21 protein-coding genes, 1 pseudogene and 1 riboswitch are annotated in these 21,917 nt (G+C 71.3%); of the genes and pseudogenes, 1 reads left to right on the top strand and 21 read right to left on the bottom strand.

Features of this window, described 5'->3' with window-relative positions; translation table 11 throughout:
- Nucleotides 1-13: 13 nt before the first annotated feature.
- The 10 genes from QC283_RS14875 to rpsB all read right to left on the bottom strand — a co-directional run bounded on the left by QC283_RS14875 (nucleotide 14) and on the right by rpsB (nucleotide 10,969).
- Nucleotides 14-814 (bottom strand): maleylpyruvate isomerase family mycothiol-dependent enzyme, encoded by an 801-nt coding sequence (locus QC283_RS14875; RefSeq protein ID WP_279561967.1) that lies wholly within the window; start codon nucleotides 812-814, stop codon nucleotides 14-16.
- Nucleotides 815-824: 10 nt separating this feature from the next.
- Nucleotides 825-1,859 (bottom strand): ABC transporter ATP-binding protein, encoded by a 1,035-nt coding sequence (locus QC283_RS14870; protein ID WP_443032603.1) that lies wholly within the window; start codon nucleotides 1,857-1,859, stop codon nucleotides 825-827.
- A 19-nt stretch (nucleotides 1,860-1,878) separates the two neighbouring features.
- Nucleotides 1,879-3,480 (bottom strand): ABC transporter permease, encoded by a 1,602-nt coding sequence (locus QC283_RS14865; protein ID WP_279562011.1) that lies wholly within the window; start codon nucleotides 3,478-3,480, stop codon nucleotides 1,879-1,881.
- A 44-nt stretch (nucleotides 3,481-3,524) separates the two neighbouring features.
- Nucleotides 3,525-4,613 carry a thiamine ABC transporter substrate-binding protein gene (locus QC283_RS14860; RefSeq protein ID WP_279561965.1) on the bottom strand — a complete coding sequence of 363 codons (1,089 nt, stop codon included), beginning with the start codon at nucleotides 4,611-4,613 and terminating at the stop codon, nucleotides 3,525-3,527.
- Nucleotides 4,614-4,692: 79 nt separating this feature from the next.
- Nucleotides 4,693-4,798, bottom strand: a riboswitch (TPP riboswitch).
- A gap of 75 nt (nucleotides 4,799-4,873) precedes the next feature.
- Nucleotides 4,874-6,004 (bottom strand): 23S rRNA (adenine(2503)-C(2))-methyltransferase RlmN, encoded by a 1,131-nt coding sequence (gene rlmN, locus QC283_RS14855; RefSeq protein ID WP_279561964.1) that lies wholly within the window; start codon nucleotides 6,002-6,004, stop codon nucleotides 4,874-4,876.
- A 154-nt stretch (nucleotides 6,005-6,158) separates the two neighbouring features.
- A complete protein-coding gene (locus QC283_RS14850; protein ID WP_279561963.1) occupies nucleotides 6,159-7,331 on the bottom strand; it encodes a phosphatidate cytidylyltransferase in 1,173 nt (390 codons plus the stop codon).
- Nucleotides 7,331-7,888, bottom strand: coding sequence for a ribosome recycling factor (gene frr, locus QC283_RS14845; RefSeq protein WP_279561962.1), 558 nt, complete (start codon nucleotides 7,886-7,888; stop codon nucleotides 7,331-7,333). Before frr ends, QC283_RS14850 begins: the two co-directional genes overlap by 1 nt.
- A gap of 181 nt (nucleotides 7,889-8,069) precedes the next feature.
- Nucleotides 8,070-8,831 (bottom strand): UMP kinase, encoded by a 762-nt coding sequence (gene pyrH, locus QC283_RS14840; protein ID WP_279561961.1) that lies wholly within the window; start codon nucleotides 8,829-8,831, stop codon nucleotides 8,070-8,072.
- A gap of 203 nt (nucleotides 8,832-9,034) precedes the next feature.
- A complete protein-coding gene (gene tsf, locus QC283_RS14835) occupies nucleotides 9,035-9,871 on the bottom strand; it encodes a translation elongation factor Ts (RefSeq protein WP_279561960.1) in 837 nt (278 codons plus the stop codon).
- Between the two features lie 156 nt (nucleotides 9,872-10,027).
- Nucleotides 10,028-10,969: a 30S ribosomal protein S2 gene (rpsB, locus tag QC283_RS14830; RefSeq protein WP_279561959.1), complete on the bottom strand. Its 942-nt coding sequence runs from the start codon at nucleotides 10,967-10,969 to the stop codon at nucleotides 10,028-10,030.
- Nucleotides 10,970-11,437: 468 nt separating this feature from the next.
- Here rpsB and QC283_RS14825 point away from each other — a divergent pair, with 468 nt between their 5' ends.
- The gene (locus QC283_RS14825) at nucleotides 11,438-12,067 is read left to right on the top strand and encodes a murein hydrolase activator EnvC family protein (RefSeq protein ID WP_443032604.1); all 630 of its coding nucleotides are present in this window, start codon (nucleotides 11,438-11,440) and stop codon (nucleotides 12,065-12,067) included.
- Here QC283_RS14825 and QC283_RS14820 read toward each other — a convergent pair.
- The 11 genes and pseudogenes from QC283_RS14820 to lepB (QC283_RS14770) form a co-directional block, all read right to left on the bottom strand.
- Entirely contained in the window at nucleotides 12,021-12,578 is a 558-nt protein-coding gene (locus tag QC283_RS14820) for a TetR/AcrR family transcriptional regulator (RefSeq protein WP_279562010.1), read from the bottom strand. The two genes, QC283_RS14825 and QC283_RS14820, sit on opposite strands and share 47 nt — an antisense overlap.
- Nucleotides 12,579-12,706: 128 nt before the next feature.
- Nucleotides 12,707-13,549: an RNA polymerase sigma factor WhiG gene (gene whiG, locus QC283_RS14815; RefSeq protein ID WP_279561957.1), complete on the bottom strand. Its 843-nt coding sequence runs from the start codon at nucleotides 13,547-13,549 to the stop codon at nucleotides 12,707-12,709.
- A gap of 259 nt (nucleotides 13,550-13,808) precedes the next feature.
- Nucleotides 13,809-15,221, bottom strand: a complete 1,413-nt coding sequence (gene dprA / locus QC283_RS14810) for a DNA-processing protein DprA (protein ID WP_443032602.1) — start codon at nucleotides 15,219-15,221, stop codon at nucleotides 13,809-13,811.
- Nucleotides 15,222-15,253: 32 nt separating this feature from the next.
- A complete protein-coding gene (locus QC283_RS14805; RefSeq protein WP_279561956.1) occupies nucleotides 15,254-16,879 on the bottom strand; it encodes a YifB family Mg chelatase-like AAA ATPase in 1,626 nt (541 codons plus the stop codon).
- Entirely contained in the window at nucleotides 16,879-17,241 is a 363-nt protein-coding gene (locus tag QC283_RS14800) for a YraN family protein (protein WP_279561955.1), read from the bottom strand. The genes QC283_RS14805 and QC283_RS14800 overlap by 1 nt, the downstream gene beginning before the upstream one ends.
- Before the next feature lie 117 nt (nucleotides 17,242-17,358).
- Nucleotides 17,359-17,667 carry a DUF2469 domain-containing protein gene (locus QC283_RS14795; protein WP_003993268.1) on the bottom strand — a complete coding sequence of 103 codons (309 nt, stop codon included), beginning with the start codon at nucleotides 17,665-17,667 and terminating at the stop codon, nucleotides 17,359-17,361.
- A gap of 56 nt (nucleotides 17,668-17,723) precedes the next feature.
- Nucleotides 17,724-18,248, bottom strand: coding sequence for an NUDIX hydrolase (locus tag QC283_RS14790; protein WP_279561954.1), 525 nt, complete (start codon nucleotides 18,246-18,248; stop codon nucleotides 17,724-17,726).
- Nucleotides 18,238-19,014 (bottom strand): signal peptidase I, encoded by a 777-nt coding sequence (gene lepB / locus QC283_RS14785; RefSeq protein WP_279561953.1) that lies wholly within the window; start codon nucleotides 19,012-19,014, stop codon nucleotides 18,238-18,240. Before lepB (QC283_RS14785) ends, QC283_RS14790 begins: the two co-directional genes overlap by 11 nt.
- Nucleotides 19,015-19,158: 144 nt before the next feature.
- Complete coding sequence (gene lepB / locus QC283_RS14780; protein WP_279561952.1) at nucleotides 19,159-20,151, bottom strand: signal peptidase I; 993 nt, start codon at nucleotides 20,149-20,151, stop codon at nucleotides 19,159-19,161.
- Nucleotides 20,045-21,127 (bottom strand): annotated as a pseudogene (gene lepB, locus QC283_RS39445) (signal peptidase I); the annotation flags it as partial. The gene lepB (QC283_RS14780) and the pseudogene lepB (QC283_RS39445), both read right to left, overlap by 107 nt.
- The gene (gene lepB / locus QC283_RS14770) at nucleotides 21,120-21,917 is read right to left on the bottom strand and encodes a signal peptidase I (protein WP_279561951.1); all 798 of its coding nucleotides are present in this window, start codon (nucleotides 21,915-21,917) and stop codon (nucleotides 21,120-21,122) included. The gene lepB (QC283_RS14770) and the pseudogene lepB (QC283_RS39445), both read right to left, overlap by 8 nt.

The following is a 21,917-nucleotide window of genomic DNA, read 5'->3' as shown; positions in this document are numbered from 1 at the left end:
GCGTCTCCTCGCGTCAGCCGAACGTCGCCTTCTCCAGCCAGAGTTCCAGCAGCGCGCGGTCGCCGAGTACCTGGAGTCCGGGGGCGTCCAACGGACGCCTGCGGTAGAAGGCCAGCAGCACGTCCGTGAGCGGGCCCCGCAGTGCCACGGTCGCCTTCTCGTGGCCGCGTCGCCAGGTGACGCCCTCCTCGGGGAGCTCGATCAGCCACTCCGCGTTCAGGCCGGCCGCGGTGTCGGTGGCGTGCAGGTGGATGCTCCGCCCCGGTGCGCGCAGTTCCTTCGTCGGCCCGTCCGGAACGACCCGCTGCACGAACCGCACGATCTCCAGCCACTCGTCGATCGCGTCCGCCGCCACGTCGGCCTCGACGGCTTCGAAGGGCCGGTCCGCCGTGAGTGCCGCGTCGGCCCCGTGGACGACGAGTTCGTGGGTCATCCGACGGGCCCAGAAACCCGCGGTGTGGTTACCGGACCACGACCATGCCCGCCCGTCCGGTCCGGCCTGACGCAGCGCGCGTACGACCGCCTCGCCGGACTCCCCCAGCCATGCCTCCAGCGCGGCCGCGTCCCCCGGGGTCCCCGGTCCTTCCGAGCCCGGCGCCCGGTCCAACGGGACCTCCTCCTCGGCGCGGGTGCGGACGATCAGTTCCGTCCAGCGCAGGGCCCGGCCGACATGCCGCACCAGGTCCTCCAAGGTCCAGTCCGGGCAGGTCGGCACGGTGGCGGACAGGTCGGCGCCAAGGGACAGCACGGACCCGAACCGGGCTATATGGGAGGCGATTTCGTCGCAGTAGCGGTCGTGGGCGAGGAGTGTCATGCCCGTCACCCTACGAGCGGGACGAGCCCCCGAGCACGGCGATTTCCGCCGCGTCGAACTCCACATCGACGGCCTCCCCGACCTCCGGCGCCGCCCGCAACGCGCACGCCGCCTCCAGGCGCGGCGCGTACTCGGGCTGGAGGTGGACGGCGACGTGGGTGCCCCGGAAGGTGCGGGCGGTGACCCTGCAGCGCAGGCCCTCGCCGGCGGGCACCAGACGGACCCCGGCGGGCCGTACCAGCAGGGTGCGCCTGCCCTGCGGGGCGTCGTCGGGGACCGGCACCTTGCCCCACGGAGTGTCCGCGGCCTGCCCGGCGACGGTCGCCTCGACGACGTTGTCGAAGCCGAGGAAGCGTGCCACGAAGGCGTCGGCCGGCCGCTGCCACACCTCGAGCGGTGTCCCCGACTGGGCGATCCGCCCGTCCCGCATCACGACGACCCGGTCGGCGAGCGCGAAGGCCTCGCCCTGGTCGTGCGTCACGGCGAGCACGGTGGTACCCAGCCGGCCGAACAGTTCCCGCAGTTCGACGACGAGCCGCTCCCGCAGCGAGCGGTCGAGCTGGCCCAGCGGCTCGTCCAGCATCAGCAGCCGGGGCCGGGGCGCCAGGGCGCGGGCCAGCGCCACCCGCTGCTGCTCACCGCCGGAGAGCGCGGCGACGGACCGGTGGGCGGCGCCGGGCAGCCCGACCAGTTCCAGCAACTTCCCGACCCGATCGCGCTGTTCGGCACGGGACGCGCCCCGCATCCGCGGCCCGAAGGCGATGTTTCCGGCCACGTCCCGCTGCGGGAAGAGCTGGTGGTCCTGGAACATCAGCCCGACCTCGCGCTTGTGCGCGGGCACCCCCGACTGGTCCCGTCCGTCCAGCGTCACCCGTCCGGCGTCCAGTGGCTGGAGCCCGGCGACCGCCCGCAGCAGGGTCGACTTGCCGCTGCCGCTGGGCCCGAGCACGCACACCACCTCGTGCTCGGCGACACCGAGATCGACGGCGTCGAGCACGGCCCATCCCCCGAAACGGACCGTCGCGCCCTCAAGGCTCAGCAGCATTCCCAGCACTCCCGCATCCCTAGAACTCCCCGCTCCGGTCGGTCCGCAGCCGCTCCAGCACCACCAGGGCCACCGCGCACACCAGCATCAGAATCGTCGAAAGAGCCATCGCCTGGCCGTAGTTCATGTCGCCGGGCCGCCCCAGCAGCCGCGCCACGGCGACCGGCAGCGTCGGGTTGTCGGGCCGCGCGATGAACACGGTCGCCCCGAACTCCCCGAGCGACACCGCGAAGGCGAACCCGGCCGCGACCAGCAGCGCCCGCCGCACCATCGGCAGGTCGACCTCCCGCCACACCCGCCACGGCGACGCCCCGAGCACGGACGCCGCCTCCCGCAGCCGTACGTCCACCGCCCGCAGCACCGGCAGCATGGTCCGTACGACGAAGGGGACGCCGACCAGGGCCTGCGCGAGCGGCACCAGGACCCAGGACGACCGGAGGTCCAGCGGGGGTTCGTCCAGCGCGATCAGGAACCCGAAGCCGACGGTCACCGCGGACACCCCGAGCGGCAGCATCAGCAGCGCGTCGAAGCCGCGTACGAAGCGGCCCGCGTCGCGGCGGGTGAGCGCGGTGGCGGCCAGCGCGCCGATCACCACGGCGATGGCGGTGGCCGCGACGGCGTACTGGAGGGAGTTGCCGATCGCCTCGATGGGCGGGACGAGGAAGGTACCGCCGTCCTCGCGGGTCAGCGCCCGGTAGTAGCCGAAGCCGGGTGCGCCCAGCGACCGCTCGACCAGCACGGCGAGCGGCAGCACCAGCAGCACGGCGATGGTGACCAGGACCCCGGCCAGCAGGGCCCACTGCCCGGTCCCGCGCGGCCGGCGCGCGGTCGTGGCCGCGTTCACCAGCTTCAGGGCCGTCTCCCGCCGCCGTACCGTCCAGGCGTGCACGGCGAGGATGGCGGCCACCGCGGCGAACTGGATCAGCGTCAGCACGGCTGCCGTGGACAGGTCGAAGATCTGGGAGGTCTGCCGGTAGATCTCCACCTCCAGGGTGGAGAAGGCGGGCCCGCCGAGGATCTGGACGACGCCGAAGGAGGTGAAGGTGAACAGGAACACCATCAGCGCGGCGGCGGCCACGGCGGGCGCGAGCGCGGGCAGGGTCACCTGCCGCCAGGCCCTCAGCCGCGAGGCGCCGAGCATCCGCGCGGCCTCCTCCTGCCGCGGGTCGAGTTGCGACCAGAGCCCGCCGACGGTGCGTACGACGACGGCGTAGTTGAAGAAGACGTGCGCGAGCAGGATCGCCCACACGGTGGTGTCCAGCCGTACGCCCCACAGCTCGTCGAGCAGTCCGCCCCGGCCCACCAGTGCCAGGAACGCCGTACCGACGACGACCGTCGGCAGCACGAACGGCACGGTCACCACCGCCCGCAGCACCTGCTTGCCGGGGAAGTCGAAGCGGGCGAAGACATAGGCGCCCGGCAGGGCGATCAGCAGGGTGAGCGCGGTGGAGGCCAGCGCCTGCCAGGTGGTGAACCACAGCACGTGCCGCACGTCGGGCTGCGCGAGCACCTCCCAGATCCGCCCGAACCGCCAGGTGCCGTCGATCTCCAGTCCGCGCGCGACGATCGCGGCGACGGGGTAGGCGAAGAACACCGCGAAGAACGCGACGGGCACGGCCATCAGGGCCGGCCGCGCCGCGTTCCCCGTGCGGCGCCTGCGCTTGGTCACTTGAGTACGAGTGAGGTCCACGACTTGACCCACTGGTCGCGGTTGTCGGCGATCTTCGCCGGGTCCATGGTCTCCGGGTCCTCGGCCTGCGGCCCGAACTTCCGGAACGCCTCGGGGATCCGCGCGCCCTCCCGCACCGGGTAGACGAACATGTTCAGCGGCAGGTCCTCCTGGAACTCCTTGCCCACGAGGAAGTCGAGGAGTGCCTTGCCGCCCTCGGGGTTGCCGGCGTTGCTCAGCAGACCCGCGTACTCGACCTGGCGGAAGCAGGTGCCGCTGGCGACGCCCGTCGGCGCGGTGGTCGGCTGCGGGTCGGCGTAGATGACCTCGGCGGGCGGGGAGGAGGCGTAGGAGACGACGAGCGGGCGGTCGCCCTTGGCCTTCTTGCCGCCGGACGAGCCGGAGAACTCCTCGTTGTAGGCCTGCTCCCAGCTGTCGACGACCTTGACGCCGTTCGCCTTCAGCTTCTTCCAGTAGTCCTGCCAGCCCTCGTCGCCGTACTCGGCGGCGGTGCCGAGCAGGAAGCCGAGGCCGGGCGAGGAACTGCCCGCGTTCTCGGTGACGAGCAGGTCCTTGTACTCGGGCTCGACCAGGTCGTCGAAGGAGTCCGGCGGGGTCAGCTCGTGCTTGCTGAAGTACGCCTTGTCGTAGTTGACGCAGACGTCGCCGGTGGTGACGGGAGTGACCCGGTGCTTGTCCTGGTCGGCCCGGTACTCGGGCAGGACCAGGTCGGAGCCCTTCGCCTCGTACGGCTGGAACAGCCCGTTGTCGAGCGCGCGGGACAGCAGCGTGTTGTCGACGCCGAAGAAGACGTCGCCCTGCGGGTTGTCCTTGGTGAGGACGGCCTTGTTGACGGCCTGGCCGGCGTCGCCGTCCTCCAGGACCTGGACCTGGTAGCCGGAGCTCTTCTCGAAGGCGGCGATGACGTCCTTCGACACGGCCCACGAGTTGTGGCTGACCAGGGTGACGGTCTTGGAGTCGCCGGCGCCCCGGCTGTCTCCGTCGGACGACGATCCGCACGCGGCCAGGCCGCCGACCATGCCGAGTCCGACGGCCAGGACGGTGGCCTTCTTGGTGATGCTCACTGAATTCCTCCTGGGTGACCAGGAGAAGACGCGGCCCCGCCCGGGACCCCTGGCGAGGGTCCCGGGCAGGGCGCAACAGCTCGAGTGGTGACCGATCTCCCTACCCAGAATGACCTGGGCCAGGTTCGGAGGGTCTGCGGCCGGTGCCGCACTCTCAGCGCTGTGGCGCTCCCCTGTCGGAATATGAAGATGTGGTTCCGTATGACGTGTACAGGTGCCGTACGCAGGTGTCGTACGACGATGTGCTGACGCCGGTCAGGTTACCGCTCGCTCGCGGCGAGCTGACCACACGCCCCGTCGATCTCCTGCCCACGGGTGTCCCGGATCGTCACCGGCACACCATGCGCCGCGATCGCCTCCACGAACGCCTTCTCGTCCTCGGGCCGCGACGCGGTCCACTTCGAACCCGGCGTGGGGTTGAGCGGGATGAGGTTGACGTGCACGGGCTTGCCCTTGAGCAGCCGCCCGAGCCGGTCGCCACGCCACGCCTGGTCGTTGATGTCCCGGATCAGCGCGTACTCGATCGACAGCCGGCGCCCGGACGTGGCCGCGTACTCGAACCCGGCGTCCAGCACCTCACGCACCTTCCAGCGCGTGTTGACGGGGACGAGGGTGTCGCGCAGCTCGTCGTCGGGCGCGTGCAGCGAGATGGCGAGGCGGCACTTGAATCCCTCGCCGGTGAAGCGGTGGATGGCCGGGACGAGACCGACGGTGGAGACGGTGATGCCGCGCTGGGAGAGGCCCAGCCCGTCGGGCTCGGGGTCGGTGAGGCGGCGGATGGAACCGACGACCCGGTTGTAGTTGGCGAGGGGCTCGCCCATGCCCATGAACACGATGTTGCTGAGCCGGGCCGGTCCCCCCGGGACCTCGCCGTCCCTGAGCGCCCGCATGCCGTCCACGATCTGGTGCACGATCTCGGCGGTCGACAGGTTCCGGTCCAGGCCGGCCTGTCCGGTGGCACAGAACGGGCAGTTCATGCCGCAGCCGGCCTGGGAGCTGATGCACATGGTCACCCGGTCCGGGTAGCGCATGAGGACGGACTCGACGAGCGTCCCGTCGAACAGCTTCCACAGTGTCTTGCGTGTGGTGCCCTGGTCGGTCGACAGATGCCGCACGACCGTCATCAGTTCGGGCAGCAGCGCCTCCTGGAGGCCCTGGCGCGAGCCGGCCGGGATGTCGGTCCACTGCTGGGGGTCGTGCGCGTACCGCGCGAAGTAGTGCTGCGAGAGCTGCTTGGCGCGGAACGGCTTCTCGCCGATCGCGGCGACGGCCTCCTTGCGCTCCGCGGGCGTGAGGTCGGCGAGGTGCCGCGGCGGCCGCTTCGCTGCGCGGGGCGCGACGAAGGTGAGCTCACCTGGGGCGGGACGGGCCACGGTTGGACAACTCCTCATGACGACGGGCCTGTGGCGAATCCCCGCTCGTGCGGGGACGACGGCGGCAGAGCCATGCCGAAGCCAGGAGACCTCACCGGACAACCCCCGCGTGGGCGGGGAAACACGAAAGGGCCCGCGACCGTGCGGGCCCTTCCAGACTACCTGAACGCTGTCAACCCGATCCGACGAAGATCACCAACAGCAGCCACACCACCGGCGCCGTCGGCAGCAGCGAGTCCAGGCGGTCCATGATGCCGCCGTGGCCCGGGAGCAGCGTGCCCATGTCCTTGATGCCGAGGTCACGCTTGATCATGGACTCGCCGAGGTCGCCCAGCGTGGCGCTGACGGCGACCGTGAGGCCGAGCAGCAGGCCCTGCCACCAGGTGCCGCCGTCGATCAGGAACTGCATGCACAGCGCGCCCGCCACCATCGCGAACGCCACCGCGCCGAGCAGGCCCTCCCGGGTCTTGCCCGGGCTGATGCGCGGGGCGAGCTTGGTCTTGCCGAAGCGCCAGCCGACCGCGTAGGCGCCGGTGTCGCTGACGACCGTCAGTATCAGGAAGACCAGGACACGCCACGCGCCGTCGTCCGCCATGAGCATCATCGCGACGAACGTGGCCAGGAAGGGCACGTAGAACGCCGCGAAGAGGCCTGCCGTGACGTCCTTGAGGTAGCCGTCCGGCGGCTCGGTCATCCGCCATACGAGGACCGCCAGTGCCGTGAGCGCCATCGCGACCCACGCGCCCTCGGAGCCCCGGACGTAGCCGGCGACCACCATCGCCGCGCCGCCGATCGCGAGCGGCACCAGGGGCGCCTTGATGCCCTTGCGCTCCTGGAGCCGCTTGGTCAGCTCCCACAGGCCCACCACGACGGCGACCACGATCACGCCGACGAAGGCGGCCTTGACGACGAACAGCGACGCCACGATCACCGCGGCGAGTCCGAGGCCGACCCCTATCGCGGCACCCAGGTCGCGCCCCGCGGTCTTCTTCTGCGGTTGCGGCTGCGGCTGCGGCTGCGCAGGCTGGGGGGCGTCGGGCATGGGCTCCGGATTCTGCGGCACCGCCGCATACGGCCGCGCCGACGGATTCTCGCCGCGGTACGCGTCGTCGCGCGGCGGCTCGTCTCGGAACAGGGGACCGCTCAGCCGAGCGGTCCCCTGGTCGTCATCCTGGTCTCCGCCGTGTTCAGGTACGCCGGGCACGATGGGCATGGGGCGAGTCTGCTGCGCGTAGTGCGCGTCGTACGCGGGACCCGCCGGGGCAGCGCCCCGGACAGGTCCCTGGTCGGACGGCCCCCAGTACCCGGCTTGTGGCGGCGGCGCTCCCCAGGAAGAGTCGTTCATCAGACCTCGAGCAGCTCCGCTTCCTTGTGCTTCAGGAGCTCGTCCACCTGGGCGACGTACTTGGCGGTGGTGTCGTCGAGTTCCTTCTCCGCACGGCGGCCCTCGTCCTCGCCGACGTCGCCGTCCTTGACCATCTTGTCGATGGTGTCCTTGGCCTTGCGGCGCACGGAGCGGATGGAGACCTTGGCGTCCTCGGCCTTGCTCTTGGCGACCTTGATGTAGTCGCGGCGGCGCTCCTCAGTGAGCTCGGGGAACACCACCCGGATGATGTTTCCGTCGTTGCTCGGGTTGACGCCCAGGTCGGAGTCGCGGATCGCCTGTTCGATGTTGCGCAGGGCGCTCTTGTCGAAGGGGGTCACCACGGCCATGCGCGGCTCGGGCACGGAGAACGAGGCCAGCTGGTTGATCGGCGTCAGCGCGCCGTAGTAGTCGGCCACGATCTTGTTGAACATCGCCGGGTGCGCACGGCCGGTGCGGATCGCGGCGAAGTCCTCCTTGGCGACCACGACGGCCTTCTCCATCTTCTCCTCGGCCTCGAGGAGGGTCTCTTCGATCACCACTTGCTCCTGCGTGTCTTGAGTAGGCCCGGCTGCGGTCCCCTGTCGGGGCGGCGGCCGGCTGCGTCGCGTTCTTCCTGCACGGTTCCCGACCGTCGGGACATTGTCCATCCCCCGGTCCGGCCCCGTCCCGTCCGTCCCCCGGACAGGTGGCGTCCGCGGACGGGGGGTGGTTCGCCGGTCAGTCCCGGCTGCCTTGGTCACCCACAAGCGTGCCGATCTTCTCACCCTTGACGGCGCGGGCGATATTGCCCTCCTTCAGGAGCTCGAAGACCACGATCGGGAGGCTGTTGTCGCGGCAGAGCGTGACGGCCGTCGCGTCGGCGACCTTCAGGTCACGGGTGATGACCTCGCCGTAGCCGAGCGCGTCGAACTTCACGGCGTCCGGGTTGGTCTTCGGGTCGGAGTCGTAGACCCCGTCCACGCCGTTCTTGCCCATGAGCAGGGCCTCGGCGTCGATCTCGAGGGCGCGCTGGGCGGCGGTGGTGTCGGTGGAGAAGTAGGGCATGCCCATGCCGGCGCCGAAGATGACCACGCGGCCCTTCTCCAGGTGGCGCACGGCGCGCAGCGGGATGTACGGCTCGGCGACCTGGCCCATGGTGATGGCGGTCTGCACGCGGCAGTCGACGCCCTCCTTCTCCAGGAAGTCCTGGAGGGCCAGGCAGTTCATCACGGTGCCGAGCATGCCCATGTAGTCGGAGCGGGCGCGGTCCATGCCGCGTACCTGCAGCTCGGCGCCACGGAAGAAGTTGCCGCCGCCGATGACGATCGCGACCTGTGCGCCGTCCCGGACGACGGCCGCGATCTCGCGGGCGATGGCGTGCACCACGTCGGGGTCGACGCCCAGGCCCCCACCGCCGGAGAAGGCCTCTCCGGACAGCTTCAGCATGAAACGGCCGCGTACTTTGCCGTCGTCGCTCTTCTCGGCCTTGGTGGTGGTCATGGAGATCTCGCCTCTTTTACGTGGGTCACACACGAAGAAGGCCATTGCCGGTGGGGCGTGATTCGCATCCCATACGCGGCAATGGCCTCCTCGTCAGATCTGCTGTCGCCCGGCGCCACACGCGCGTGCCCGACGGCATGCGCGAACGGCGCCGACGACTGCTGTCGACCCTACCGGGGTCGCACGTCCGTCGCGGTACGGACTCAGATGCCGACCTTGATGCGCGAGAAGCGCTTCAGGGAGACACCGGCCTCGTCCAGAACCTTCTGGACGGACTTCTTGTTGTCGAGCGCGTAGGGCTGGCCCAGCAGCGTGGCGTCCTTGAAGAAGCCGTTGAGGCGACCCTCGACGATCTTCGGCAGGGCGGCCTCGGGCTTGCCCTCGGCGCGGGTGGTCTCCTCGGCGACGCGGCGCTCGGACTCGACGACCTCGGCCGGGACGTCCTCCTTGGAGAGGTACTTCGGCGCGAAGGCGGCGATGTGCTGGGCGACACCCTTGGCCAGCTCGGCGTTCGGCTTGTCCAGCTCGACGAGGACACCGATCTGCGGGGGCAGGTCGGGCATCGTGCGGTGCATGTACGCGGTCACGAAGCCGCCGGAGAACTGCGCGAAGCGGTCCAGGACGATCTTCTCGCCGAGGTTGGCGTTGGCCTCGTCCACGAACGCCTGGACGGTCTTGCCGGGCTCGATCTCGGACGCGAGCAGCGCCTCGATGTCGGCCGGGGCGGCCTTGGCGACGTGCTCGGCGATGGCCTTGGCGACGTTCTGGAACTTGTCGCCCTTGGCGACGAAGTCCGTCTCGCACTTCAGCTCGACGAGGACACCCGAGGTGTTGTCGTCGGCGATGATCGAGACGACCGCGCCGTTCTCGGCAGAGCGGCCCTCGCGCTTGGCGACGCCCTTCTGACCCTTGATGCGGAGCGCCTCGACGGCCTTCTCGACGTTGCCCTCGGCCTCGTCCAGCGCCTTCTTGCAGTCCATCATGCCGGCGCCGGTGAGCTCACGAAGCTTCTTGACGTCGGCGGCGGTGTAGTTCGCCATGAGTCTGTGAATCTTTCTGGAAGTCTGGAAGATCGAAGATCTGCGGGATCACGGACCTACATGGAGCTGCAGGTCCATGACCTTCCACCGACCTACGGGTGAACGGCGGGAGCGGTTTCGATGTCACCGCTCCCGCCGTCGACGCCGTCGGGACGGTCAGGCCTGCTCGCCCTCGGCGGCCGGAGCCTCGGCGGCGGGCGCCTCTTCGGCCGGAGCCTCGGTGGCCGCGGCCTCGGCGGCGGGGGCCTCCTCGGCGGGGGCGGCCTCGGCAGCCGGAGCCTCGGCGGGCTTCTCGGCGGTCTCGGCGTCGGCCTTCTTCTCGGCCTTCTCACCCTCGAGCAGGTCGCGCTCCCACGCGGCGAGCGGCTCACCGGCGGCCTTGTCACCCTTGTCACCGGCAGCGGCGCCGGAGCGGGCGATGAGGCCCTCGGCGACGGCGTCGGCGATCACGCGGGTGAGCAGGGTGACGGAGCGGATCGCGTCGTCGTTGCCCGGGATCTTGTAGTCGACCTCGTCGGGGTCGCAGTTGGTGTCGAGGATGGCGACGACCGGGATGTTGAGCTTCCGGGCCTCGCCGACCGCGATGTGCTCCTTCTTGGTGTCCACGATCCAGACGGCGCTGGGCACCTTGGACATCTCGCGGATACCGCCGAGGGTCTTCTCCAGCTTGGCCTTCTCGCGGGAGAGGACGAGCAGCTCCTTCTTGGTGAGGCCGGAGGCGGCCACGTCCTCGAAGTCGATCTGCTCGAGCTCCTTCAGGCGCTGAAGGCGCTTGTAGACGGTCGAGAAGTTGGTGAGCATGCCGCCCAGCCAGCGCTGGTTGACGTAGGGCATGCCGACGCGGGTGGCCTGCTCGGCGATGGCCTCCTGCGCCTGCTTCTTCGTGCCGACGAACATGACCGTGCCGCCGTGGGCGACGGTCTCCTTGACGAACTCGTAGGCGCGGTCGATGTACGACAGCGACTGGAGCAGGTCGATGATGTAGATGCCGTTGCGCTCCGTGAAGATGAACCGCTTCATCTTCGGGTTCCAACGACGGGTCTGGTGACCGAAGTGGACGCCGCTTTCCAGCAGCTCCCGCATCGTGACGACGGCCATGGCCGTATCTCCTCGAGTTTCTCGGTTGTGCCGCGCAAACCGGACGGCTTCCGCGCCTGACGCCCGCGATGCGCCTGCCGCAAAGGACCGAGGGGCGCTGACACCAGCCTGGACGGGCCTCGTGTCGGGGCGTGCGAAGTCGACCCGGTGACCCGGATCGCCATCAGAAGTGTACGGGACCCGCGGGGTACCGGGTGACGCGGCTGTCCACAAGTGGGGAACAGTGCACAGGTCCGGGCGCGATCGGTACTGGTGCGGGACGGTTCTCGCATGCGAGCGAGGCGTTGTGCGAGTGCGTGTACGTGGGTGGTTCTGCTGCTGGCCGTCCTGGCCCCGGGACCGCCGCGACCGACGCCGACCGTGTCGGGTCCGGCGACCGCGCCGACTCTGTCGGCCGTGTCGACGCCGGTGGCGACGGCGGAGGCGGGGGCGGTGGTGGCGGCGGACGCCGGGCCGGTCCCGGGGCCGGTGGTGGCGGCGGACGCCGGGCCGGTCCCGGGCCCGGGGGTGCCGACGGTGGCCCGCCACTGGCCGGTCGGCACCCGGCCCCCGGTCCTACGGGGCTGGGAGCCTCCGGCGACCCCGTACGGCCCGGGCCACCGCGGCGTGGACCTCGCCGCGGTGGCCGGTGCCCCGGTACGGGCGGTGGCGGCGGGGAGGGTGTCGTTCGCGGGGCGGGTGGCGGGGCGGGGCGTCGTCTCGCTGGAGCTGACGGGAACGGGTGACCCGCCGCTGCGGACGACGTACGAGCCGGTCGAGGTGTCCGTGCGGAAGGGCGACGAGGTGGCGGCGGGCGAGGTGCTCGGCACGGTGGAACCGACGGGCTCCCACTGCGCGGCCTGCCTGCACTGGGGCCTGCTGCGGGGCGACGTCTACCTGAACCCCCTGTCGGTGCTCCCACCCTGGCTGCTCGCCGGTGGCCCGTCGAGGTTGCTGCCGGTCCTGGGCGTCCCCCTGCCCGCCGCGAGCACAGGCGACCGGGCCGGTGCCCTGACAGCCGGGGACACCTCCGTGAGCGGCCGTGATCCCAGGGCTTCGCCCGACCGGGCGATCAGCCCCGCACGCCCCGCAACGCCATGGAGACCGCCGCCTCCGTGACGGCCGTCGGCTCCTCCGCCGCGCCCAGCTCGATCCGCCGCACGGCCGCGTCCACGACTCCCTGGAGCAGCATCGCCGCCAGCCGCGGCTGGGCGTGCCCCATCTCGCCCAGCGCCTCGACGATCATCGCGATCAGCCCGCCGTGCGCCGCCCGGATCTTCTCCCGCGCGCCGGCGTCGAGCTCGCTCGCGGAGATGGCCACGACGGCCCGGTGCCGCCGGTCCCCGACCAGATCGAGCTGCTTGCGCACATACGCCTCGACCTTGGCCCCGGGGGTCGCCTCGCGCTCCATCGCCGCCTCGACCTCCGCGGCCCAGACCGGGAAGTCGACGGCACACAGCTCCTCGACGACCGCTGCCCGCGACCGGAAGTACTCGTAGACGGACGACCGGGCCAGGCCCGTCCGTTCGGCGAGGGCGGGGAAGGTCAGCGCTTCCGTCCCGCCGTCGGACAACAGGGAGCGTGCCGCGTCCAGCAGGGCGGCACGCTGCATCGACCGGTGCTCGGCCACGGAGGCCGCTCGAATCCTTGGCACGTCACCACTTTACGGACGCACCGCCCCGGACGGGAGTCACTCACCCGACCGCACGTAGGCCGACAGAGTCACCAGTGGGACCGAGCATGTGCCATAACGCCAGGTCAGCGGCCAAAACTCGCCAGCTTCGCCCGCAGCTGCAACACCGACTTGGTGTGAATCTGACTGACCCGGCTCTCCGTCACACCCAGCACGTTCCCGATCTCGGCGAGTGTGAGGCCCTCGTAGTAGTACAGCGTGACGACGGTCTTCTCCCGCTCGGGCAGCGTGTTGATGGCGCGCGCCAGGAACCGCCGCAGTTCCCGGTCCTCGGCGACCTCCACCGGATTGTCGGCGGCGGTGTCCTCCAGCGTGTCCATGAGACTGAGCCGGCCGCCGCCCTCGCCCCCGGCGTGCAGCAGCTCCTCCAGCGCCACCACGTTGGCCAGCGACAACTGACTGAACACCGCGTGGAGGTCCTCCACCGCGATCCCCATCTCGCCGGCCACCTCGCTCTCCGAGGGGGTGCGGCGCAGCCGTGCCTCCAGCGTCGCGTACGCGCGCTCCACGTTCCGCGCCTTCTGCCGGACCGAACGCGGGATCCAGTCCAGCGCCCGCAGCTCGTCGATCATCGCGCCCCGGATCCGGGTGATCGCGTACGTCTCGAACTTGATCTCCCGGTCGATGTCGAACTTCTCGATCGCGTCGATCAGCCCGAACACACCCGAGGAGACGAAGTCCGCCTGCTCGACGTTGGGTGGCAGTCCCACGCTCACCCGGCCCGCCACGTATTTCACCAGGGGCGAGTAGTGCAGGATCAGCTGTTCCCGCAGCCGCTCGTCCCCCGTCGCCTTGTACGACCGCCACAGCTCGTCGAGCGTCGAGGGGGCGGGCGGTCGCACGCTGCCACCGTCGCGGGCGGCTGGGGGGAGCGCCGCCCGGTCGGACCCGGAGGTGTGCTGGGGCATTCGTCGCCTTGTGCCGTTCTGCCGTGATGTGGTGTGCCTGGATGAGGCCGCCGGTCTGCTGTCTACGTGGGGGTCCTCGTGAGCGTAGCGTGACTGGACTGTCGCGGTGTGCGAAGAGCGAGGCGGGACCGTACGCAGATACGTTCCGCTGAACGCTCCACAGGGGGCGCGATGATCGCTCTACGTGATCACTCGAATACCTCAACTGCCACTGTTCCCAAGGGCGTCGGGGTTCCCCCGGACGGCCGAACACGCTGAGTCAGTACGGAGCGCGGCCATCGCGGACGGACATCATCATCTGGCGTGTCAACTTCCAGCCGTCGCCGTGTCGTTCGACGTAACCAAGCGCTCGAAGCTCGTACAGTCTCGCGATCGCGTCGTCCTGCGTGGTCTGTGCGCGGCGCGCCACCTCGGCCGCCACCGCCGCTCCGCGTGCGGGGAGCCCGGCCAGCACCTGGCGGGTGCGGGGTTCCAGCAGGTCGGTGGGGAGCACCGGCCCGCGCCGGTCCGGGGGCAGCTCGCCCATGTCGCCGACCAGTTCGACGACCTCGGCGGCGTCGTTGACGAGCACCGCGTCGCCGCGCAGCAGCTCGTGCACCCCCGCCGACAGGGCGCTGGTGGCCGGTCCGGGCACGCCCATCGTGTGCCGGCCCAGGCGCTGGGCGGCCCGTGCCGTGACCAGCGAGCCGCTGCGGTAGGCGGCCTCGACGACCACGGTGCCCCGGGTGAGCGCGGCGATCACACGGTTGCGCAGGATGAACCTGCTCGGCGTCGGGTGATCGCCCGGTGGCAGCTCCCCGACGACGAGTCCCTGTTCCGCGATCCGGGTGATCAGCCCGGTGTGCCCGGGCGGGTAGGGGCGGTCCACGCCGCAGGCGAGGACGGCGGCGGTGGCGCCGCCCGCGCCCAGGGCGCCCCGGTGCGCGGCGCCGTCGACCCCGTAGGCGCCGCCGGACACGACGACCCAGCCGCGTTCGGCGAGTCCGGCGGCGAGGGTGGCCGCCATGTGGGCGCCGTAGTCGGTGCAGGCCCGGGCGCCGACCACGGCCACTGACCTCAGCGCCCACATGCGCAGACTGGGCCCGCCGCGCACCCACAGGCCGAGGGGCCTGGCGTCCCCGAGGTCGTCGAGCTGCCGCGGCCACTCGGCCGCCCCGGGGGCGACGAACCGCACCCCCGCGGCCCGGGCGACGGCGAGGTCCCGGCGCGGCTCGGCCCGGCCCGCCCGGGCACACAGCCCGGCCCACCGCTTCTCGCTCACCCCCGGCAGGGCCCGGCCGCCTTCGCGCAGCCTCCGCACCACCTCCGCGACGCCGCGCTCCCGCACCCACCGCCCGCCGGTCTCGTCTCCGGGCTCGAGCACCCGGGTGAGGAAGACCCGGCCGAGCGACTCGTCGTCCGGCTGCCCGCCCGGCACCTCGTCGCCGCCGTCGCCGGGCCCGTCGTCCCCGCCCTGATCACCGCGCCGGGCCGCGTCCCCACCTCTGGGGTCGGCACCCCGGGGCACGGCGTCTCCTCGGGCGACGCCGCCGCTTCGGGGCAGGGCCTCGCCCCGGGGCACGGCATCGCACCCGAGCACGGCGTCCAGCCGGGAGGCGGTGCCGCCCCTGCGTGCGGCGCCGTGCGCGACCGGATCGTTGTCCTTGGAGACAGCGCCGCCTCCCTCGGTCATGGCGTCGTCCTCGGGTACCGCGCCTCCCCCGGTCACGCCGGCGCTCCGAGGACCATGGGGGCGCCCCTCGGCACCCCTGTGCGCAGTTGCAGCGCCAGGGCGACATCCCCCGCTTCGGGCCGGTCGTGGCCGACGAGATCCGCGACGGTCCAGGCGACACGCAGGACCCGGTCGAGGCCGCGGGCGGTGAGCACGCCCCGTTCCAGGCAGTGCTCCGCGTCCTCCAGCGCACCGGGCGCGGCGCGCCAGCGGCTGCGGAGCTCCCGTCCGGGCACCTCGCTGTTGGAGCGCCACGGGGTGTCCGCGAGGCGCGCGGCCGCCCGGTCCCGGGCCGCCCGCACCCGGTCGGCGACCGTCGCGGTGGTGTCGCCCCGGACAACCGTGTCGGCCAGCTGGCTGCGGGTGACCCGGTCCACCCCGACCCGGAGGTCGACCCGGTCGAGAAGCGGGCCGGACAGCCTGGCCTGGTAGCGGCGGATCGCCGAGGAAGGGCACTCGCACAGGTCGTTCGTCCGCGAGAACCGCCCGCAGGGGCAGGGATTGGCGGCCAGCACCATCAGGAACCGTGCCGGGAACCGCACCACGCCCGCACTGCGCGCGATGACGACGTGCCCGGACTCCAGCGGCTGACGCAGGGCATCCAGCGCGTGACTGCTGAATTCTGGTGTTTCATCCAGAAAGAGCACGCCTCGATGCGCCAGTGACACGGCGCCCGGTCGCCCGATGCCGGGGCCACCGCCGACCAGGGCCTGCATCGTGGCGGAGTGGTGCGGCGCGCAGTAGGGAGCCGCGTCGATCAGTGGCTTGCCCGGCGGCAACAGACCCGCCACGGAGTGCACCGCGGTGACCTCCAGCGACTCCGCCCGGCAGAGCTTGGGCAGGACGGCGGGCAGCCGTTCGGCGAGCATGGTCTTCCCGGCGCCGGGTGGCCCCTCCAGGAACAGGTGGTGGCCACCGGCCGCGGCGATCTCCACCGCCGTACGGGCCGGCTCCTGGCCCACGACGTCGGCGAGGTCGTGGCCGTGGTCGTGGTGCGTGGCTCCCATGCCGCGCATCCCGGTGGCGGCGCCCGTGCCGGGCATGCGCAGGCCGGCGAGGAGCGGGTCGGGCCGGCCCTCCTGGTCCGGTTCCTCCTCCGGCACGGGCTCGTCGGCGAGGACGGCGATGAGCTGGCGCAGACTGCGTACGCCGAGCACCGACACCCCGGGCACCAGGGACGCCTCGGCCGCGGCGCACTCCGGGACGACGACCTGTTCGTAACCCGCCTCCGCCGCTGCGAGCACCGCCGGCAGGATGCCGCGCACCGGTCGTACCCGTCCGTCCAGGCCCAGCTCTCCGATCATCACGATGTCGGCGAGCACCCGGGGGTCGATGCGCTCGGCGGCGCCGAGGACCGCCGCGGCGACCGCCATATCGAATCCGCTGCCGCTCTTGGGCACCGAGGCCGGGCTGAGGCCCACCGTCAGCTTCTTCTGCGGCCACTCCGCACCCGAGTTGACCACCGCCGCCCGCACCCGGTCGCGGCTCTCGGTCAGGCTTTTGTCCGGCAGCCCCACCAGCGTGAACGCCGCCACCCCGGGTTCGAGGTCGGCCTGGACCTCGACCACCACGCCCTCGACGCCGACGAGCGCCACGGAGCACGTACGCGCGAACCCCATCACGCCACCCCCCGCGCGTGCTCGACCGCGGGGGCGCCGCGTCGCGGGAGGAGGACACCGACCAGGTCGATGCGGACTCCGCCGGGCGGAGCCCCTCCGTGGGTCTGGGTCCAGCGCTCGGCGAGCCGTCGCAGCCGCTCCGCCTTCTCGGGCGTCACCGCGGCCATGGGGTGCTCGAAGGAGCCGCCCCTGCGTGTCTTGACCTCGCAGATCACCAGGACGTCGCCGTCCCGGGCGACGATGTCGATCTCGCCCGTCCGGCCGCAGCGCCAGTTGCGCTCCAGGACCGCCATGCCGGCCTCGGCCAGCCGGCGGGCGGCGAGTGTCTCGCCGTACTTGCCCATCGCACCACGTGCGTTCATGTCGGCACCACCTCCGGCGCCAACGATGAGGGCAGCTCAGCAAGCTGTTGGATCTTGGTGGACGGTCAGCCGACTGTGGACAACTCTGTCACCCACACGAGTGCGGCTCCTGGCCCGTCAGCCGCTGGGAAGCTCCAGGTCGCTCTTGTTCAGCTCCTCGATGTTCACGTCCTTGAACGTCAACACCCGCACCTGCTTCACGAACCGGGCCGGCCGGTACATGTCCCAGACCCAGGCGTCGGCCATGGACACCTCGAAGAACACCTCACCCTGAACCGAGTGCACCTGCATCTCGTAGTCGTTGGTGAGGTAGAAGCGCCGCTCGGTCTCGATCACGTACTTGAACAGACCGACGACATCGCGGTACTCCCGGTAGAGCTTGAGCTCCATCTCGGTCTCGTACTTCTCGAGGTCCTCGGCGCTCATGGCATGTTCCCCTTCAGCCGTGCGGTCCCACCATTGTGCGCCAGTCCCGTGTACCCCTAGACGATTTCGGTGTCCAGGGTCACCGGCCCGGCCGGGGGCCCTTCGTCGAGCAGCTTGCGCAGCAGCCCGGCGAGTCTGGTCGGATACACCGTCTCATGTGCCCGGGTCAGTTCCTGACACGTCCACCAGCGCGATCCGGCGACACTGCGCCGCTCCAGCTCGGTCAGGCCCGCGGCCTCGGTCGCGGTCTGGGTCGTACGGGCCAGGTAGTACCACTCGTCCTGGTCCCAGCGTCGGCCCGCGAAGGGGAACGAGCACCTGCGCCGCCACAGCACCGGGCCGAGTTCGATGTCGGTGATGCCGGTCTCCTCGACGAGTTCCCGCCGGGCGGCCTCCTCACGAGTCTCGTCGCCCTCCACGCCGCCGCCGGGGGTGAACCACCAGTCGTCGGCCGGATCGTCCGGTTCGTGCCCGTGCAGCAGCAGGATGCGGTCGTCGGGGTCGAGCAGCACCACCCGTGCCACCCTGCGCAGCCCGCCCTCGTAGGAGTCCTGCCCCGTCCGCGGCGACTCAGCGGGCACCGGTGGCCCCCGTCCCGGTCCGGGCGCGGGAGGCGGCGGCCCGCTTGGCGAAGGGACCGTAGGCCGCGCCGCCGAGGATCAGTACGGCCCCGGCGATCACCAGCGCGACGACCGTCCGCAGCGGACCCGGCGAGGAGAGGCCGCCCAGCGTCTCGAAACCGGACGGTCGCTCCAGCATGCCGTTCATGGGCCAGACCACGGCGTCGACACGGGCGTCCACGGCCCCGCGCGAAACCGTGCCGCCGGCGGCGTCGGCGAGGTGGGCGGTGGAGTCCAGGGAGGTGTCGCGCTGGTCGCCGAGCAGGAACAGGCGGCCCTCGGGAACGGTCACGGTCGGGAAGCCGCTGATCTCGGCCGGCGTACCGTCGGGCAGGTACGTCTCGTCGATGACCTTGCCGTTGACCTTGAGCCTGCCCTCCTGGCAGCAGGAGACGGTGTCCCCGCCGACCGCGACCACACGCTTGACCATCGGGGCGTTGGCCCAGGCCTCGTCCTTGAAGACGACGACGTCACCGCGGCGGACGTCACCGCCGTCGACGCGCTGGGCCAGCACCCGGTCACCCGCGTCGATCGACGGTGCCATCGAGCTGGTCGGCACGGTGTAGGGGCGGTAGACCACCGCTCCCCAGGCGAAGCCTCCGAGGAACAGCACCAGACCCAGCGCCACGGCGAGATTGGACAGTCGCTGCCCGGTCCTGCTGCCCGCCGGGCCCTTGTTCGTGCCGCCGCCAGGCGGGGCCGTACGTGTCGTGCTCTCGCCACCCATGGATCCGCACCTTACCCGGCAGTACCCGAACGGGGCAGCCCCTCCCGGGGTCTGGCCCGGGAGGGGCTGGAAGGGCTGCCTCGGCGACGACCAGCTGCCTCAACGGCCGGCCGCCGCTCAGGAGGGGCGTACGGTCCGAGCCGCTCAGCGGGTCTCGGCGGGCGCGACGCGCCTGCGGCGCCACCAGACGACCGGGACGACTCCGGCGAGGGCCAGCCCCTGGGGCGCGACCGACAGCGCGGCGGCGGCCGACGACTGGGCCTGCAGACCCTCCTGGTCGAAGGTGTCGGGGACCGGCAGGTTGTCCCAGCGGTTCATCGGCCAGGCGATCACGATGGCGCGGCCGACGACCTCCTTCACCGGGACCATGCCGCCGTGCTCGTCCGACTGGTTGTAGCGGGAGTCCCGGGAGTTCTGCCGGTGGTCGCCCATGACCCAGATGGAGCCCTCGGGGACCTCGACCTTGAACTGGCCGCCCTGGTCGTCGACGCTGCACGGCGTGTTGTTGGGGTAGACGTAGTCCTGCTCGTTCAGCGCCTTGCCGTTGACCTTGAGCGGGCCGGTCCCCTTGCACTCGACGGTGTCGCCGCCGACTCCGATGACGCGCTTGATGAGGTCCTTCTCGTCCGCGGACGGCATCAGGCCGATCCAGCTGAGGACCGTCTGCAGTGCGTTCGGGTCGGGCGTCGGCTCGCCCGCCAGCCAGTCGTCCGGGTCGTGGAAGACGACGATCTCGCCGCGCTCGGGTTCCGAGCCGAACCAGGGCGTGAGCTTGTCGACCAGGACACGGTCACCGATCGTGAGGGTGTTCTGCATCGAGGCGGACGGAATCGAGAACGCCTGGACCAGGAACGTCTTGATCAGCAGCGCGAGTACCAGCGCGATGCCGATCAGGATCGGCAGTTCCTTCCAGAAGGAGCGCGGCTTCTTGGCCGCGGGAGGTGTCGCCGGGGATGTCCCGCCCACTCCCTCGTCCTGCGTTCCGCTCTGTTCGTCCGTCACCCTGCCGTCCTCGGTCCCGGAGTCGTGCCCGGAGGCCGGGGCGCCGTCCGCCGCCGGGCCGGCTGTCTCCACGGGGCGTCCGCGGTTCTCCTCGCCGTCGTGTCCGGACCGTGCGCCAACCGCCACATCCCCCACGCCAACTCCTTACTTTCTGCCGCCGCCTGCCCCGTACGCGGTGCAGGCCCACCACTCCCATAACGAGCGGGAGTTCCGCAGGGGTCGGGAGTCGAATCATCGTGTTCGGATCGTAGGGGGCAACCCTATGCGACAGCCGGGGGGCGGCAGTCGAACCGGAGGTCGAGTCGGACACGGACGCGTACGTTTTCGGTTCGTCCAGGGTGGTCCAGTGCCCGAACGGCCAGGCGATCACCATGGCCCGGCCGACCACCTCGTCCTCGGAGACCGTGCCGAAGTCGGTCTGCTGGTGGGAGCGGGAGTCGGCGGAGTCGGACCGGTGGTCGCCCATCACCCACAGCCGTCCCTCGGGGACCGTGACGTCGAACGGCGTCCTGGACGGGGCGTCGCCGGGATAGAGGTAGTCCTCGGTCAGGGGAACGCCGTTGACGGTGACCCGGCCCTGGGTGTCACAGCACTTGACCCGGTCCCCGCCCACGCCGACGACCCGCTTGATGAGGTCCTTCTCGTCGTCGGACGGCAGCAGGCCGATGAAGGCGAGGCCTTCCTTGACCTGCTTGATGACGACGGGATCGTCCTTCTTGGCGGTCTGCTCGCCGCGGAGCCAGCCACCGGGGTCGCGGAAGACGATGACGTCCCCGCGCTGCGGCTCGGAGCCGAACCAGGGGGTGAGCTTGTCCACCAGGACCCGGTCACCGATCTGGATGGTCTGCTCCATGGAGCCCGACGGGATCACGAAGGCCTGGACGAGGAAGGTCTTCAGCACCAGCGCTATCAGGACGGCGACGCCGACGAGGAGAGGGATCTCCTTGACCGCGCCGCGTCTGCGGCGCCGTTTGACCTTGCGCTGCAGCTTGCGCCGCTCGGCACGGGACCGGCCACCGGACGGCGCGCCGCCGGTGCGCCGTGAGCCGGTGGGCAGCAGGTTCTCCGTGGGGCTGCTGGGCGTCCCGCGCGGTTTGCCCCGGCTACCCATCGGCGCCCTCGGCGTGCTCTGAGTACTCGGGCCGGTGCGCGTCAGCCGCCGGTCCGTCCGCCACCTTGGCCGGCCGACCCGTGTCCGTGTCCGCGTCCGGCACACGCGCGTAAGCGTCGGGCCGGTCGAGGTGGGTCGCGTGGTCGAAGGGCCAGACGATCCAGTCGGCGCGGCCGATGACCTCGTCCACCGGGACCATGCCGCCACCCGGCGAGCCCAGGTGGTCGCGGGAGTCGCTGGAGTTGGCCCGGTGGTCACCGAGGACGAAGAGGGTGCCGTCGGGGACGACGACGTCGAAGCGCACCGTGGACGGGCGGTCACCCGGGTACAGGAAAGCGGACTCGTCGACCGACTGGCCGTTCACCCGGACCCTCCCCTCCCTGTCGCAGCACACCACATGGTCGCCGCCCACACCGACAACGCGCTTGATGTAGTCGCCGTGCCCGAAGAGCCCGGTGCCGTCGAACACGACGATGTCGCCCCGCTGCGGCCGGTCACCGAAACGGTACGCCAACTTGTTTACGAGAACCCGGTCCCCGATCCTCAATCCCCGCTCCATGGATCCGCTGGGGATCTGGAACGGCTGCAGCACGAAGGTGCTGAGCAGCAGCAGGAACAGCAACAGGGTCATGAGGGTCACGGTGATCCGGCCGCCCGGCACCCAGTCCGTGATCCGCCCCGCGAACGCGGAACGCGACCGTTCCTCCGGACCCTCCGTGTCCGAGCGGTGCTCGGAGTCGGAGGAACGGGAGGAGCGGTCGCGCTCCGTGGGCTGTGTTTCGGTGTCCAT

The sequence above is a fragment of the Streptomyces sp. DH41 genome (assembly GCF_029813785.1).
Taxonomy (GTDB): Bacteria; Actinomycetota; Actinomycetes; order Streptomycetales; family Streptomycetaceae; genus Streptomyces.
The sequence above is the reverse complement of the archived record's forward strand: the minus strand, read 5'-3'. Positions and strand labels throughout refer to the sequence as shown.